Below are 14,001 nucleotides of genomic sequence, written 5' to 3'. Positions count from 1 at the left end.
ATAATCAAATAAATTTATAGTATTTCTAATATTTCTACTTTATATTTTTCACCTGGAGCATCAACTTCCACTACATCTCCAGCTTTTTTCCCCATTAATGCTTTTCCTAAATCCGATTCTACACTTATAAGCATATTTTCTGGATCTGCATCCATAGTAGTTACTAGTGATACAATTGTTTCAAATTCATCTTCTACAAATTTAACTTTAGATTTACTATTAACTCCTAGTACTGATTTATTTTGATTTTGAACATCTATTACAGTTGCAGTTGAAATCATAGTTAATAAATATTGAATTCTGTTATCATTTTCTCTATAGTTTGCACAAGCTTCTTTGTATTCTGCATTTTCTGACCTATCACCATGAGCAGCTGCTTCTAATTTTTCCTTTGCTATTTCAGCTCTTTTTTTAGTCATTCTATATTCTAATTCTTCTTTTAATTTATTCATATTTTCTTCTGTCAATATGTTTTTCATGTACCAATAAACCTCCTTGAGATATGCTATGTTAATATTATATAATATATAGTATAAATGCTAATGAAACATTATGCTATACTCTAGTAGCAAAACCTTAAGTTAAGCCTTATTAAATACTCTTTCATATTATAAATTTATTCTTTCTTTTAGTTCATTTATTGCTACCTGTTCTTTTTTCTCTAAACTCAAAATATAGTTATTAAATTCAGCATATAAATCCTTATCATACTCATTTTCAAAACTTAAATCTGATATATATTTAGATAAAAGAACTATTTCCATTTTGGATAAGCTTTTGAAAAACGTAATATATTCATCATCAAATAAACAATCAGCATTTAGCATATCTACTAAATCTTCTAGACTCTTAATATTATTTCTAATTAATGAAATTTTATCTTCCACTAAAGAGCACTCTCGAATTTCTTCCGTTAGCTTTTTAAATATAGAATTGGACATTTTTTTGCCATCAGTATATTCTATTATTTCATTATGCTCCTCTTCATTAAAGGATATAAACACTGAATCTAACTTATTTAGTTTTATCCTTTCATTTATAAGTAAAGCTATATTTAAAATACCCTTCTTTATATAAGTCATCAATTTTGTATTTTTAATCTCTAAAACTTCTAAGCATATTTTTGCATCCTTTATTAATTCTTCCTCTAATTCCTCTATGGATAATTCTTCCAACTTATTTTTAATAATCTCTCTATCTAAATTATTAATATTAAGGCTGCTTAAATCTTTATTACATATAATTAATCCTAGTGAATTAATAAGTACTAGTTCAAATATATTTATAAGCAACAATTCACATTCTTTATCATAACCCTTTAATAATTTATTAATTTCACCAACATCAAATTTATTACAACACTCATTTTCTAAACTTAAGTCATATAAATAATTATACACATAATCAATGCCTATAAAGTTCATAGTATCAATGTAAAGTTGATAATCTATTGAACATCCTGGAGTTTCATGAGGCGCAAAAAAATCATCATATTCTTTAAAAAATAGAGAAAAACCATCATCTACAGTGTCGTTATAAGAATAGTTATCAATCTTAAGTTTATTTTCCCTAATCTCCTTAAATAATTTCTTACACTCTAATTTTTTATTCCTAATTAAATCTTGTCCCATTTTTAACATATCAGCTAAACTGGTATGCTCTAATTCTTCTGTTATTAACTCTATATTCTCAAAGTTTTTTAAATAAATTCCTATAGTATAATCAATACATTGTAAAATACTTTCGGCTACCTCTGTCATAACTGAACTACTCTCATCTTTTGTGTAATATTTTAATTTTACTCTTAAAAGCTGTATTCTTTCATAATATATTCTAGCTAAAGTATTATCATCTAGTAACTTTTTCTCATAACAAGTTAGTAAAACGTTTTTGAAAAAGCTTTCCGCACTGAAATTATTATCTATAGAATAGTTGTACTTTTGAATATTATTCCCCATAACTCATCAATCCTTTTCATTCTCAAGATTTGTATAATCCTTAAACCCACTTTTTATATTGTTAGCAATTCTATATAATGCATTTCCTTCTAGAATCTCTAATGATCCTTGACAATAATTATCAAACTTTTCCTTCATAATTTCTATTAATTCATCATCACTTATATAGTCTAAAGTTTCATTCTTATAGTTATAAAAGATTTCTACAAGTTCATTTATTGTTTCACTGTAATTATATTGAGATATATATGGTGAATCACGAAAGGACGTAATAATTTTATTTATAATTTGACCATTAAATTCTATTCTTCCGCTTTTTTGAAGCGCTATATTTCTAGTATCAATAATTTCCTTTACATCTTTCTCTGAAAGTTTTAATCCATATTCTTTTGTAATTTCATTACACTGAAGTATGTCATTAAAGACTTGTTTTTCTAGTAAATTGCTTTGAAATAAATCAATCGAATTTTCCATTTCAAAATTCCCCCTAAAAGTATTGACTTTTGTTTTAAAGTATGTTATAATAAAAATGATATACTTTATATTAAGTAATTGTAACATTGACACCTTTTTTTGTCAATGTATTTTATAATGCATTAAAAGAGTATCTTCTACCGTTGAAGATACTCTTCTTTATTCCTATAATTTTATAGCTATTCTAAAAAACATTCCTATTACTAGCTTATGCATATACTTTATTCACCAACACAGAATACTCGATACTTCAGTGCCAAAATGAATGTGCCATAAAATTCTCATTGGAGTTGAACAAATTACATTAATTTTAGTTTCAAAGGTTGTCCACTCTATTTTGCCACAAATGCATAAGAAAAAGAAATGACTATATTTTTGAAGAAGTTTTTCCATCTGCTAAACACTTTTTTCTATATTCCAAAGGACTTATCCCAATAATTTCTTTAAATGAAGCAGCAAATTTACTTTGACTTTCATATGAAACACTTATTGCAATATCAGCTACACTATTTGGAGTTTCTCTTAACATTATTGCAGCTTGTTTCATTCGATATTTTTTCATATATGCTGCCATTGAAGTGCCATAAATACCTTTAAAATATGTTTTCAACATAGTTTGGCTAATGTAATACTCTTTTGCAAGGTCTTGTATGGTATATCTATGTTTAAAATCTTTCGTAATCATATTTTTAATTTGTTTAATAATTTCAACTTGTTGATGAGAATAATATTCTCTTTGGATTTTTTTTGAAACATCTATTATATTCAAGAACACAAGTAATTCTAAAACTTTTAGCTTAAAATATACTTTCTGAACAGATTCTGGTACATAGTAGAGTTCTGAAAAAATATTTTTAATTTTATCATTTGCTCGCATGACAAAACACTCATCATTAATACAAAACTTTTCTTTGAAACCATAAATATCAATAGATATATCTTGTAAAATTTCTGGCACATCTCTTGCAAATTCATCTAGATATAATAAAATAGAAATCCCTTTATAATATTTCAGTGGAAATCCCATGGTATTAGTACAATTATTCATAGTATTAATAGAAATATCACCTTCACCTAAATATAAATAAGAGCCATTTAAAAGCTTACATTCCTGTCTGCCTTCTTGGCAGTGATTGATTTCTATAACATTCTCATAGGTTGGTACATTACACAAACATGTTGTAGATTCAAATTCATTAATTATTAACTCAATACCAGTAAATACCTTATAAACCGTCATGGTTCCTATACCATTTGTGGAATTCATTTTATATATAGTTTTATATCCATCTTTATCATGATTTTGAATCCATGCCATTTTATTTAAAATTCCATAATCTTGTACCATACCACTCTTTTTCAACATAGAACCCCACTTTCCTATCTATCTTAGTAAATATATTTTAAAATGCTGTATATTATTACATCATTTTTAACTTTTTGTCACTATTGTACAATATATTAAACTTTTAGTTATCTTAAAAAATCTAAAAAACATATAAAAAATTATAATTCTATTACCTTGCCTGTTGAAAGTGTACTTATTTGCTCTCCCATCAAAGAATGAAGTCTATTGAAAGCTGTCTCACCTGTGCAATGACAAGTAAAATAACCTGTTGAATGTTTAGATAGTTCTGCAGCTAGTTCATCAATTCTACTTTCAGGCTCAGTATTTTTAGTAGGTGGATCATATAGATGAAATCCAGATACTACAAAGTCTACAGAACGACCTAGCAACTCCTCTGCTTTGTTTAACAAGTTTATAACCCCTCCATGAGCACAACCGCCTACTAGCACAGTTGTTTCTCCTTCAGTAATAATTAAACTCTGTTCATGAGAGAAATCGTCCTCTACCATCAAACCATTTTTTTCAGCATAAAGAGTATTATTAAACATAGGCTTAAGAATATTTCCACAAGAACTACTAAATACCTGTAACTCTTTATCAATAACTTGAGTTGATTTAGTTAACAGTATCTGAGGAGATTTTTTCAAAGCTAGTTCTACTCCCACAGGATAGTCTTTTCCAAAGGCCTTTATTGTGTGTGCTGAAAAAGCATCAGGACGAGTATAAATCTTGGAGTGAGCATTTAACTTTAAAAATGTATTCATCCCACCACCATGATCCATATGTCCGTGTGAAAGGAAAGCAGTATCTACATTAGATAAATCAACTCCTAAAACATCAGCATTTTTTAATAAAGTAGAACCATCCGGTCCAAAATCAAAAAGAATACAATGGTTTATAGTTTGTATATATAAACTTAACCCATGCTTAGATTCACAATTAGGATTAATAGTATTATTTTCTACCAAAACAGTTATTTTCATCACAATTCCCCCTATAAAATTCTATTTATAAATCTTATCAGAAAACTTTATACTAAAGTTAGTCTCATATAACTTAATATTATTATACTAGTATTTAATTATCTTGTCCGCTCTGTTCTGACAAACTTTAGTCCCAAATAGACATCTCAAAATTTCTTTTTAAAATCTACCTTTTCTTAGGGAAATCTCCATTTTGGTGTTAATGATATCAATATGCTAACTCCGGTTTTTACGCTTTTATAATTATTTAAGATTCTTTTTTCTAGCTTTATGTTTTCTATGTTCGTACTTTTGCCAGTAAACATGTTTTTCATCGAACTGAGTTCTTGGCTCTTTTTCTTCATCTGGATATCCTAAATATATAACTGCTAGTGGTATAACTTCCTCTGGCAAATCTAATATTTTATATAAAGGTCTTGCAGCACTTTCAACAGGATGTAATCCAATCCAAACTGAACCTAACCCCATACTAGTTGCTGCTAATAAAATGTTTTCAATGGAGGCACTGCAATCTTGAATCCAATAATCTCTAACTGGTCCTGACATTGATAATTTCATATTCCCACAGACAACAATCATTGCCGGTGCGTTATATTGTCCAAAATATAAACTTTTTCTTACTTCATTTTTTATATTATCCTCTGTAATAATAATATACTCCCAAGGTTGTGTGTTACATGCACTAGGAGCTGCCATTCCTGCTTTTATCAAAGTTAGTAATGTTTCATCGTCTACTGTTTTATCAATAAATTTTCTTATACTTCTTCTTTTATATATACATTCAATTACATCCATATTCTCATATACCCCATCTATATTAAATTAAATCTATTGTGTTTTATTTCTGAATATAATTATAGCCTCATCAATTATCTTGACATCTTATCTAAACTTAAATACTTTTAAATAAAATTGATTCTACATTTTTCACTTGGATTTTAAATTGTTTACTAGTTATATTAGTTATCATAACTATTTGTACATTCTCATCTGGGAAGATATTGTTTGCTGAAAAAAATCCAGGTATTCGACCACTATGAGATATTCTTTTTACTATTTTGTCATTAAAATTTAAGTTATTTATAAATACACCATACCCATAATATCCATCTTTACCTGTGGAAATATGCCTTTCAGTCATTTTGTTTAATAGAGATTTATCAATAACATTTCCATTAATTAAAGCCCTGTTCCAAATGTACAAATCTTCAACAGTTGAATACAATCCACCAGCAGCAAATGGTACGCTCATATCAATAAAGCTTGAATTTACAATATGCTCATCATTATTATAAATTTTCAAATCATAACCACTAGCTCTATTTTTAATTATTTTAGTATTGCTATCATATCCTGAATTGTTCATTGATAATTTTTCAAAAAAGTTTTCTCTAATATATTCCTCATAAGTTTTATTAGTGCTCTTTTCTATAATGTCGCCTAATAAAGTATATCCTGAATTAGAATATTTATAGTTTGTTCCTGATTCAAAATCGTAAGGTAAATGTTTAAAGTTATTTATTAAATCTATTGTCTTATGACTTTTTCTCATAATGTTAGAGAACTCTTCAATGTCGGTATAATTAAAGACCCCCGCTGTATGAGTTAATAAATTATGAATGGTTATATTTTTTCCCTTTGGATAATCATTTATATATTTATCTAAAGTATCAGTTAAATTTAGTAATCCTTTATCATATATTTGTAATATTGCTGCAGCTGTAAATTGTTTAGTTATAGAACCAATTCGAAACTTTGTCACATTAGTATTTTCAACATCCAATTCAAAATTTGCCATGCCAAAGCCTTTGCTTATTAATTTTTTATCTTTTATTGAAATTAATATAGCTCCATTAAAATTTTCTTTATATAGATAATTTTCAATTTCTAATTTTACTTGATTTAAAACATTTTCATTAACCATAATTTTTTAGAAAAAGATTGATACTTATTTCTATCTTTTCCATACCCCTTTCTTGAATTATAAGTAACTAAAGTCTAATATTATTTAAATCTGCTTTAAGATAAAAATCGTTTATTATATCCTTTTTGATAAAATAAATAAAGCTTATAAAATCACTTTATTTTATACTTTTTATAAACTTCAATCATTTCCTCTACGTTTATGCCGTTAATATATATACCATCTATATTACAATTTTCAATATTTAAATTTTGAAGATTAGAATCTATTATCCTACTATGATTTAAATTGCATCTTTTTATAGTAATACTACAATTTTCTTTATCTACATCTAAATTGACATCATGTATATATGCATCTGTTAATGATACATGACATATTTCTACTTTATTCATATTTGAATCGCCAAATACTGAGTTACTCATATTATCATTAGTAAATCTACTATTATTTAAGTTTGAATTTGCATATGTATTTTTACATAATTCCATATTGGAAAATTTAGAATTACTCATATTACAGCTATATAAATCAACATCACTTATATCACAGCTACGTAAATTGCTGTTGCTAAAATCTTTACTTTCTACCTTGTTTTCTATCTTATCATTAATATTATTATTTATCTTATCATTAATATTATTATTTATCTTGCAGTAATATCTTTCTTCTGAGTCTTGTCCTACTAATTCATATCCATTTTTTTCGTAAAAATGATGATTTCTTTGACTTTGTTGAATAGTATCTAATGTCCATATGCTAACATCTTGAAATAAATTTTCTACTAGTTTAAGAACCTTAGATCCTATTCCTAAATTTTGATATTCAGGTAGTATATAAAACCTATCTATTCTTCCATGCTCTTTCCCTGTTGTATATATAAGAACTACACCAGCAATATTGTTTTCATATATGATTTTATAATAATTATTATCCCATGTATGATATTTTTGCATATCTATGGAATTGTATCCTGGTACATATGGCTTACCACCATTTTTAAACCATCTTAAAGACTCATCCTCAACAATCTTAATCATAATATCTTTTATTTCTAATGCATCACTAATTAATATAGGCTCTAATCTTAACTCTTTACTCATTCAAAACCTCTCCTTTTATATAATATAATACATTTTAATATACTTAAATACAATAATTTACATATTTAAAATAATGCTGTTTTTCATATTTAACCTATTTTAATAAGATAAAAATAGAAGTATCTTTTAAAAATACTTCCATACATAACTTTTATATTTAATTACTTGGTTGTAAATCTTTTTATAGAATCATAAATAACCAATATTCCAATAATAAATGATACTGTTCTCATAATAAAATCACTAATTAATAAACCGCCTAATAAGTAACTAACATTATAAAAATGACCTGTAATTATACTTGGACCCAGCATAATTGTAATGCCTAAAATACAATTAATTAATAATATAATAATTTTTTGAATACTTAACTTCATTTAACTCCTCCTAACATTTCAAATGAAAATTACTCATATTTTAATCTACGCATAATTATCAGCTATAGAAGATAATTATGCTATTTTAGTAAATTATAAAATAACTGATATTTACTTAATTTATCAATTCTATCAATTATAATTTAAAGCATCTCCTTATATATTTCTCTACCTCAAGAAATTTACCTACTAAACTTTCTTATTTCTTTACTTAATTTGTCTAATTTTTTATAATAAAAAAGGTCTCCATCCATAAAGGACGAAGACCTGTATTGCCAACTTTTAGGCTTAATTTTACGCCTATGATTAATATCCTATAGTATTAACAACTTGTTTTTTCACACTTCTTTTCAAACCCATGTAACCAATTAAATTTTAGATAGTAAATTAAAAAAATTACAGAACTTAAAAACCAGGTCAATGGATATGCCCAAAATATCATTCTTATTTCAGGTATAAAATGTGTAGCTACTGTTACATAAATTACTCTTATAATACACCAACAACACAACATTACAAGCATTGGAACAATGGCTTTTCCTGCACCCCTTAAAATTCCTGCTACACAATGAGAAAATGCAAGAAGAAAGAAAAATAACGAAATTGTCCTTGCTTGAGCCGTACCATATTGAATAACTTCTGGTTCACTATTAAAAAGTGCAACAAGTTTTGGTGCTGTTAAAAAGAAAATTATACCAATGACTTCTGCAAGAATAATTGAAACAACTATTCCAAAATATGTTCCTTTCTTAGCACGTTCATATTTTTTTGCACCAAGGTTTTGACTAACAAATGTTGTCATAGAAAAAGCAAAGCTAGTAATTGGAATAAATACAAACCCTTCAATTTTAGAATATGCACCACAACCTGCTACTGCCACGGCACCAAAAAAATTTATATTTGATTGCACAACAATATTTGCAAGAGCAATAACAGAATTTTGTATACCTGCTGGTATTCCCATGTGAAGAATTTGTTTAAGCATATCTAAGTTTAAACGTATTTTATTAAAGGTTACTTTATAAATATCTTTTGTACGAACAAGATGATAAAATGCTAGTACAACACTTACTGCTTGAGAAATAACAGTTGCTATTGCAGCACCACCAATTCCCATTTTAAAAACTGCAACAAATAATAAATCTAATACAACATTTACAATTGATGAAACAATAAGATAGTACAGTGGATGTTTGCTATCACCTACTGCTTGAAAAATACCACTTGCAGTGTTATACATAACAACTGTTAAAATTCCACCAAAATAAATTCTCACATATAAAACAGCATTAGGAAACACTGACTCCGGGGTTCCCATAAGCCTTAATATTTGAGGTGAAAATAATGTTCCTACTAAAGTTAATATAATTCCTGATATAATTCCAAAGGCAATAGATGTATGAATTGCTGTTTGTACATTTTCTTTTTCATTTGCACCAAAGTATTTTGAAATAACAACACCTGCACCCATAAAAATTCCACCAAATAACCCAACTAGTAAAAATATAAGTGAACCAGTAGAACTTACTGCTGCTAATGCATCTCTTCCTACAAAATTACCAATTACTAATGAATCAACTATATTGTATAACTGCTGAAATAAGTTTCCCCAAAAGATTGGCAATGCAAACCTAATAATTTTTTTACCTATTGATCCGTTTGTCATTAATACTGCATTTGATTCCATATAATCTGTCACCCACTCTCAAACAACCGCTTGTTTATTATTCTAATCTAATCATATACACTATTTTTCAGCTATATAAACAATAAATTAAAAATTATATAAAATATACTTAAATTAAATAATTTTTCCTAATACTATTTAAAAACTATAACATTATTTTACAAAATAATCAATTTCATAAAAAGAGTAGATACTCAAAGTAAGTATTTTACAACTTGATATATACATATAAGAATCAACGCAAAAAATAAAATTATATTTCCAATAATTACTTTATTGTCATGTTCATTTCTAGACATCTTATATTTTAAATAAATTAAAGTTAAAAACACTAAAGCTAACCCAGACAAAATAATTCTAAATATATACAGATACAATTTAATATTTTCAATAGTAATTATAAAAACTGGTATATAGAAAAATAAATATAATTTGTAATATCCTTTTTTTTCTAAAATATCTTCTTGTAAATTATATAAAAATTCATTATTCATAAAACCATACCCTTTCAAATCTATAATAGTTTCAATTTATAAATCTTTTAATAACATTTGAATTTCTTCTTCTACAAGAGCTCTATATTGTCCTTTTTTTAGAGTTTCATCTAAAGTTAACCCTCCAATTGAAACCCTCTTTAGGTAGATTACATAACATCCAACTGCTTTTAGCATTCGCTTTACTTGATGTTTACGCCCTTCAGAAATTATAAGATATCCAGATACAACTGGTTGATTATAGCGATTTGAATCTATGTTATAAAATTTTTTAATGTCCATTTCCTTTTCAAATTCTTTATAAGTTCCATTTCTAATTATATGTATTTTTGCAGGCTTAGTTAATGGTTCATCTTTACCTATAGAAAGTCCCTTTTCTAATTTATTAACATCATCTTCTATTAGTGAACCTAATGCTATAAAAAAGTACTTCTTTTCAACATGTTTTTGTGGACACATTAAATGATGTTCAAAATCACCATCATTAGTAAATAGCAATAATCCCTCTGTATCCTTATCTAATCTTCCAACATGGAATACTCCATTCATGTCAACTTTATCAAAATAATCAATGACTGTTTTATTAACTTCGTCTTTTCTTGCAGTAATACATCCTGCTGGTTTATGAAACATGTAATACACCTTTCCAGGGTGAACAACTAATTTATCAAAATACTCAATAACATCCACATTTTCATTAATATCTATTGCTGGTTCTGTTATAACTTGTCCATTTACTTTTACAGAACCTTCTTTAATATAAATACGAACATTTTTTCTACTTCCAATTGATGATTCTGCTAAAAATTTATCTAATCTCATGTTTCTCCTTTTCTTATCCTTTGTAAAATAGTTTTAAGTGTAAATCAACTATTTTAATATACACCACTTTTATTTCTCAGTAAAGATATCTAAATTTAAACTTTCTTTCTAAAAATAAGTATTTATAATGCCTATACAGTATATATGCATTTTTACAAATTTCAATACATATCTTTAATTATATGAACAATATAATTTTCTTAATAATTAAGTGGATTCTAAAAATTTATAATTAGGGGGTGTATTTATGTTTTTTTATGAATCATTACCTTTTACAAGTTGGCTCATGTGGTTAGTAGTATTTTTGGTGTTAATTGGACTAAATGAATTAGGTCGTAGATCTAAATATGGTGGAATTTTTCTTTTTGTTGTATTACCAATAATTCTTACTTTTGCTATATGGCCAAAAACTACTGAAGGTACAAGTGTAAACGACTGGTTCCATTACGCTAAGGTATATTCTGCACTTGCAGGATGTATTGGTTTTTGGATTATTCGTCATGTTAAAGATGTAAGTACTAAAAAATGGGTTTTATGCTTTCCACCACTTATTTTAGCTATTAATATTTGTGAAGCAGTAGCTCGTGATTTTCAAATCTATGGATTACACCTTAATAAAGAAATATTCGAAGGAATGATGACTTTAAGTGGACCTTGGAATATTATGAATGGAGTTGCTGGAATATTAAATATTATTACTATTACAGGCTGGTTTGGAATATGTATTAGTAAAGATAAAAGTAAAGATATGTTATGGCCTGATATGCTATGGTTTTGGATTGTAGCATATGATATTTGGAATTTTGCATATACTTATAATTGTTTACCTGATCATTCATGGTATTGCGGTTTAGCACTATTATTAGCTCCTACCTTTGCTGCTTTCTTTATAAAAAAAGGTGCTTGGTTACAACATCGTGCACAAACACTTGCATTATGGTGTATGTTTGCAATGACCTGTCCGGGCTTTATTGATGAATCACAGTTTGCAGTTAGATCATCACATAATTCAACTGCATTATTTATTGTAAGCTTAATAGCACTAATAGCAAATATAGCAGTATTTATATACTATGTTTATAAAATAGTTAAAACAAAACGTAATCCTATTAAAGGAGAACTTTATACTGATCTTAATAGTTATAAAGAAATTAAAGCATTATCTGAGTAATGTTATTATAATTTTAAGAGTGCCCTAAAAATTGAGAAATATTTTAAGTGGCACTCTTTTATTTTAATTATATAATTTAAATAACTTTAAACATAAATTTTATTCTATTTCATATTTATAGTTTTAAATTTTTTTATTCCTTTATAACCCCAATAAATTATAATCATTGCTATTATGTAGAATATATTTATAGATATAATTGTTATATTATTTAATATCTTTGATAAGAGTATCAAAATAATAATTAATACGCTTATACTACATCCAAATATAAAATTAGAGAATTTAGAAAATTTCTTTTTAGAGAGAGTAAAACTATTTTTTCCTATATAGTTTATTGCTACACAGGATACTAAAATAATCAGAGCGGTTTTAACTAATAGATCTAATGTGTAATTATAGTTTAAATGTAAATTTCCCTTTACTAATTTAGGTAAATATAAAAAAATAAAATCTATAGTACACATTATACAAAATCCCTCTATTATTATAGTTAAGTACTCTTTTAACTTTTCCAAAATAGATTTTTTAGGATTTACAGCTGAGATTATATCATCTGTAAATTTTTTATAATCACTTCCAATTATGTAGTCTATAGACTTTCCTTGTCCTTGCCAATCTAAAAACATTCCTAATATATCATTACTAATTTCATCTTGTTCACATTCACTTAGATTACTTACTCTTAAATAGCAAATTATATCTGTAAATATTTTATCATTTTCTTTTGTTAAATTTTCACTTGATTTATAAACTTTGTCTATTATATCTATACATTCCCCTTCTCATAATTCTCGAATATGTTATTGATACTATTTCTAAGTTCTTTCCAATTTTCATAGAAATTGTTTAGCTCATTTTTTCCTAAAGAAGATAAACTATAATATTTTCTCTTAGGTCCTAAAATTGATTTTTTTTTCACCGAATTTACAAATCCATTTTTCTCTAATCTTAAAAGTAATGGATATATGGTCCCCTCACTCACCTCCTCAATTCCATAGTCTTTTAACTTCTCTGCTATTTCATAACCATAAACTTCACCATCGTTTATAATTTTAAGAATGCATCCTTCTAAAAGCCCTTTAAAAAATTGTGATTTTTCTCCCAAAATTCAAACCTCCATTAGCTATATTGTATTGCAAGTTACTACTATATTGTATTACATGATAGTAGTATTGTAAAGTTTTTCTTATAGTCTACTAAGAATTTTATTTATTTTAATAATTATTAAAATAATTATTTTTTATTTTTTTAATCACATTACCTTGACCATCATAGTAATATGCACTATACTATACTTAAATTTAATTAAGGAGGTTTACAAATTGGATTTAAAGGCTACATCTGATCTTTTGCGAGGTCATACTGATACAATTGTTTTGAGCATATTACTTAAATGTGATAGCTATGGATATGAAATTCATAAAACTATTTTAGAAAAGACTAACGATCAATTTGAATTAAAAGAGGCAACACTTTATTCAAGCTATAAGCGTCTAGAGAAAAATGGATACATATCATCCTATTGGGGTGATGAAACACAAGGTGGTAGACGAAAATACTATACTATTACAGAAACTGGCAAAGAACTCTATAGACAAAGTAAAAGAGATTGGGAAAAAACAAAATACATATTAAATCAATTATTGGAGGAATAAAA

Annotated in this window: 16 protein-coding genes; 2 read left to right on the top strand and 14 right to left on the bottom strand. The window is 26.4% G+C overall.

What is annotated here, in order from left to right:
- Positions 1–14 precede the first annotated feature (14 nt).
- From ACYUE0_RS01575 to ACYUE0_RS01520, 12 genes are all read right to left on the bottom strand, one after another.
- The gene (locus ACYUE0_RS01575) at positions 15–479 is read right to left on the bottom strand and encodes a GreA/GreB family elongation factor (RefSeq protein WP_216450789.1); all 465 of its coding nucleotides are present in this window, start codon (positions 477–479) and stop codon (positions 15–17) included.
- A 129-nt stretch (positions 480–608) separates the two neighbouring features.
- Positions 609–1,958: a DUF6179 domain-containing protein gene (locus tag ACYUE0_RS01570; RefSeq protein WP_460269250.1), complete on the bottom strand. Its 1,350-nt coding sequence runs from the start codon at positions 1,956–1,958 to the stop codon at positions 609–611.
- Positions 1,959–1,964: 6 nt separating this feature from the next.
- On the bottom strand, positions 1,965–2,432 hold the full coding sequence (locus tag ACYUE0_RS01565; RefSeq protein ID WP_460269249.1) for a DUF6323 family protein: 468 nt from the start codon (positions 2,430–2,432) through the stop codon (positions 1,965–1,967).
- Positions 2,433–2,799: 367 nt separating this feature from the next.
- Complete coding sequence (locus ACYUE0_RS01560; RefSeq protein WP_460269248.1) at positions 2,800–3,798, bottom strand: helix-turn-helix transcriptional regulator; 999 nt, start codon at positions 3,796–3,798, stop codon at positions 2,800–2,802.
- 140 nt (positions 3,799–3,938) lie between these two features.
- Positions 3,939–4,763, bottom strand: coding sequence for an MBL fold metallo-hydrolase (locus ACYUE0_RS01555; protein WP_460269247.1), 825 nt, complete (start codon positions 4,761–4,763; stop codon positions 3,939–3,941).
- A 243-nt stretch (positions 4,764–5,006) separates the two neighbouring features.
- The gene (locus tag ACYUE0_RS01550; protein WP_460269246.1) at positions 5,007–5,558 is read right to left on the bottom strand and encodes a nitroreductase family protein; all 552 of its coding nucleotides are present in this window, start codon (positions 5,556–5,558) and stop codon (positions 5,007–5,009) included.
- A gap of 97 nt (positions 5,559–5,655) precedes the next feature.
- Positions 5,656–6,687, bottom strand: coding sequence for a serine hydrolase domain-containing protein (locus tag ACYUE0_RS01545; RefSeq protein WP_460269245.1), 1,032 nt, complete (start codon positions 6,685–6,687; stop codon positions 5,656–5,658).
- Between the two features lie 152 nt (positions 6,688–6,839).
- Positions 6,840–7,790, bottom strand: coding sequence for a GNAT family N-acetyltransferase (locus ACYUE0_RS01540; protein ID WP_460269244.1), 951 nt, complete (start codon positions 7,788–7,790; stop codon positions 6,840–6,842).
- A 161-nt stretch (positions 7,791–7,951) separates the two neighbouring features.
- The gene (locus ACYUE0_RS01535; RefSeq protein ID WP_460269243.1) at positions 7,952–8,167 is read right to left on the bottom strand and encodes a hypothetical protein; all 216 of its coding nucleotides are present in this window, start codon (positions 8,165–8,167) and stop codon (positions 7,952–7,954) included.
- Between the two features lie 322 nt (positions 8,168–8,489).
- Positions 8,490–9,854, bottom strand: a complete 1,365-nt coding sequence (locus ACYUE0_RS01530) for an MATE family efflux transporter (protein WP_460269242.1) — start codon at positions 9,852–9,854, stop codon at positions 8,490–8,492.
- 194 nt (positions 9,855–10,048) lie between these two features.
- Complete coding sequence (locus ACYUE0_RS01525) at positions 10,049–10,348, bottom strand: hypothetical protein (protein WP_460269241.1); 300 nt, start codon at positions 10,346–10,348, stop codon at positions 10,049–10,051.
- A 36-nt stretch (positions 10,349–10,384) separates the two neighbouring features.
- Entirely contained in the window at positions 10,385–11,170 is a 786-nt protein-coding gene (locus tag ACYUE0_RS01520; RefSeq protein ID WP_460269240.1) for a pseudouridine synthase, read from the bottom strand.
- A 247-nt stretch (positions 11,171–11,417) separates the two neighbouring features.
- Between ACYUE0_RS01520 and ACYUE0_RS01515 the strand changes: the two genes are divergently transcribed.
- The gene (locus ACYUE0_RS01515) at positions 11,418–12,341 is read left to right on the top strand and encodes a DUF5692 family protein (protein WP_460269239.1); all 924 of its coding nucleotides are present in this window, start codon (positions 11,418–11,420) and stop codon (positions 12,339–12,341) included.
- Positions 12,342–12,445: 104 nt separating this feature from the next.
- Here ACYUE0_RS01515 and ACYUE0_RS01510 read toward each other — a convergent pair whose 3' ends face one another.
- The gene (locus tag ACYUE0_RS01510) at positions 12,446–12,970 is read right to left on the bottom strand and encodes a DUF1048 domain-containing protein (protein WP_460269238.1); all 525 of its coding nucleotides are present in this window, start codon (positions 12,968–12,970) and stop codon (positions 12,446–12,448) included.
- Positions 12,971–13,110: 140 nt separating this feature from the next.
- Entirely contained in the window at positions 13,111–13,449 is a 339-nt protein-coding gene (locus ACYUE0_RS01505) for a PadR family transcriptional regulator (protein WP_460269237.1), read from the bottom strand.
- Positions 13,450–13,666: 217 nt separating this feature from the next.
- Between ACYUE0_RS01505 and ACYUE0_RS01500 the strand changes: the two genes are divergently transcribed.
- Entirely contained in the window at positions 13,667–13,999 is a 333-nt protein-coding gene (locus tag ACYUE0_RS01500; protein ID WP_460269236.1) for a PadR family transcriptional regulator, read from the top strand.
- Positions 14,000–14,001: the final 2 nt, after the last annotated feature.

The organism is Clostridium sp. CTA-19 (assembly GCF_054767855.1).
Note: the sequence above shows the minus strand (reverse complement) of the source record. Positions and strands in the feature narration are given on the sequence as shown.

Bases quoted from the DNA above. Each gene is read 5' to 3' on its own strand.
- ACYUE0_RS01535 (WP_460269243.1), bottom strand. From the start codon at position 8,167: ATGAAGTTAAGTATTCAAAAAATTATTATATTATTAATTAATTGTATT.
- ACYUE0_RS01550 (WP_460269246.1), bottom strand. From the start codon at position 5,558: ATGGATGTAATTGAATGTATATATAAAAGAAGAAGTATAAGAAAATTT.
- ACYUE0_RS01540 (WP_460269244.1), bottom strand. From the start codon at position 7,790: ATGAGTAAAGAGTTAAGATTAGAGCCTATATTAATTAGTGATGCATTA.
- ACYUE0_RS01575 (WP_216450789.1), bottom strand. From the start codon at position 479: ATGAAAAACATATTGACAGAAGAAAATATGAATAAATTAAAAGAAGAA.
- ACYUE0_RS01565 (WP_460269249.1), bottom strand. From the start codon at position 2,432: ATGGAAAATTCGATTGATTTATTTCAAAGCAATTTACTAGAAAAACAA.
- ACYUE0_RS01515 (WP_460269239.1), top strand. From the start codon at position 11,418: ATGTTTTTTTATGAATCATTACCTTTTACAAGTTGGCTCATGTGGTTA.
- ACYUE0_RS01510 (WP_460269238.1), bottom strand. From the start codon at position 12,970: ATGTTTTTAGATTGGCAAGGACAAGGAAAGTCTATAGACTACATAATT.
- ACYUE0_RS01570 (WP_460269250.1), bottom strand. From the start codon at position 1,958: ATGGGGAATAATATTCAAAAGTACAACTATTCTATAGATAATAATTTC.
- ACYUE0_RS01560 (WP_460269248.1), bottom strand. From the start codon at position 3,798: ATGTTGAAAAAGAGTGGTATGGTACAAGATTATGGAATTTTAAATAAA.
- ACYUE0_RS01520 (WP_460269240.1), bottom strand. From the start codon at position 11,170: ATGAGATTAGATAAATTTTTAGCAGAATCATCAATTGGAAGTAGAAAA.
- ACYUE0_RS01555 (WP_460269247.1), bottom strand. From the start codon at position 4,763: ATGAAAATAACTGTTTTGGTAGAAAATAATACTATTAATCCTAATTGT.
- ACYUE0_RS01545 (WP_460269245.1), bottom strand. From the start codon at position 6,687: ATGGTTAATGAAAATGTTTTAAATCAAGTAAAATTAGAAATTGAAAAT.
- ACYUE0_RS01530 (WP_460269242.1), bottom strand. From the start codon at position 9,854: ATGGAATCAAATGCAGTATTAATGACAAACGGATCAATAGGTAAAAAA.
- ACYUE0_RS01525 (WP_460269241.1), bottom strand. From the start codon at position 10,348: ATGAATAATGAATTTTTATATAATTTACAAGAAGATATTTTAGAAAAA.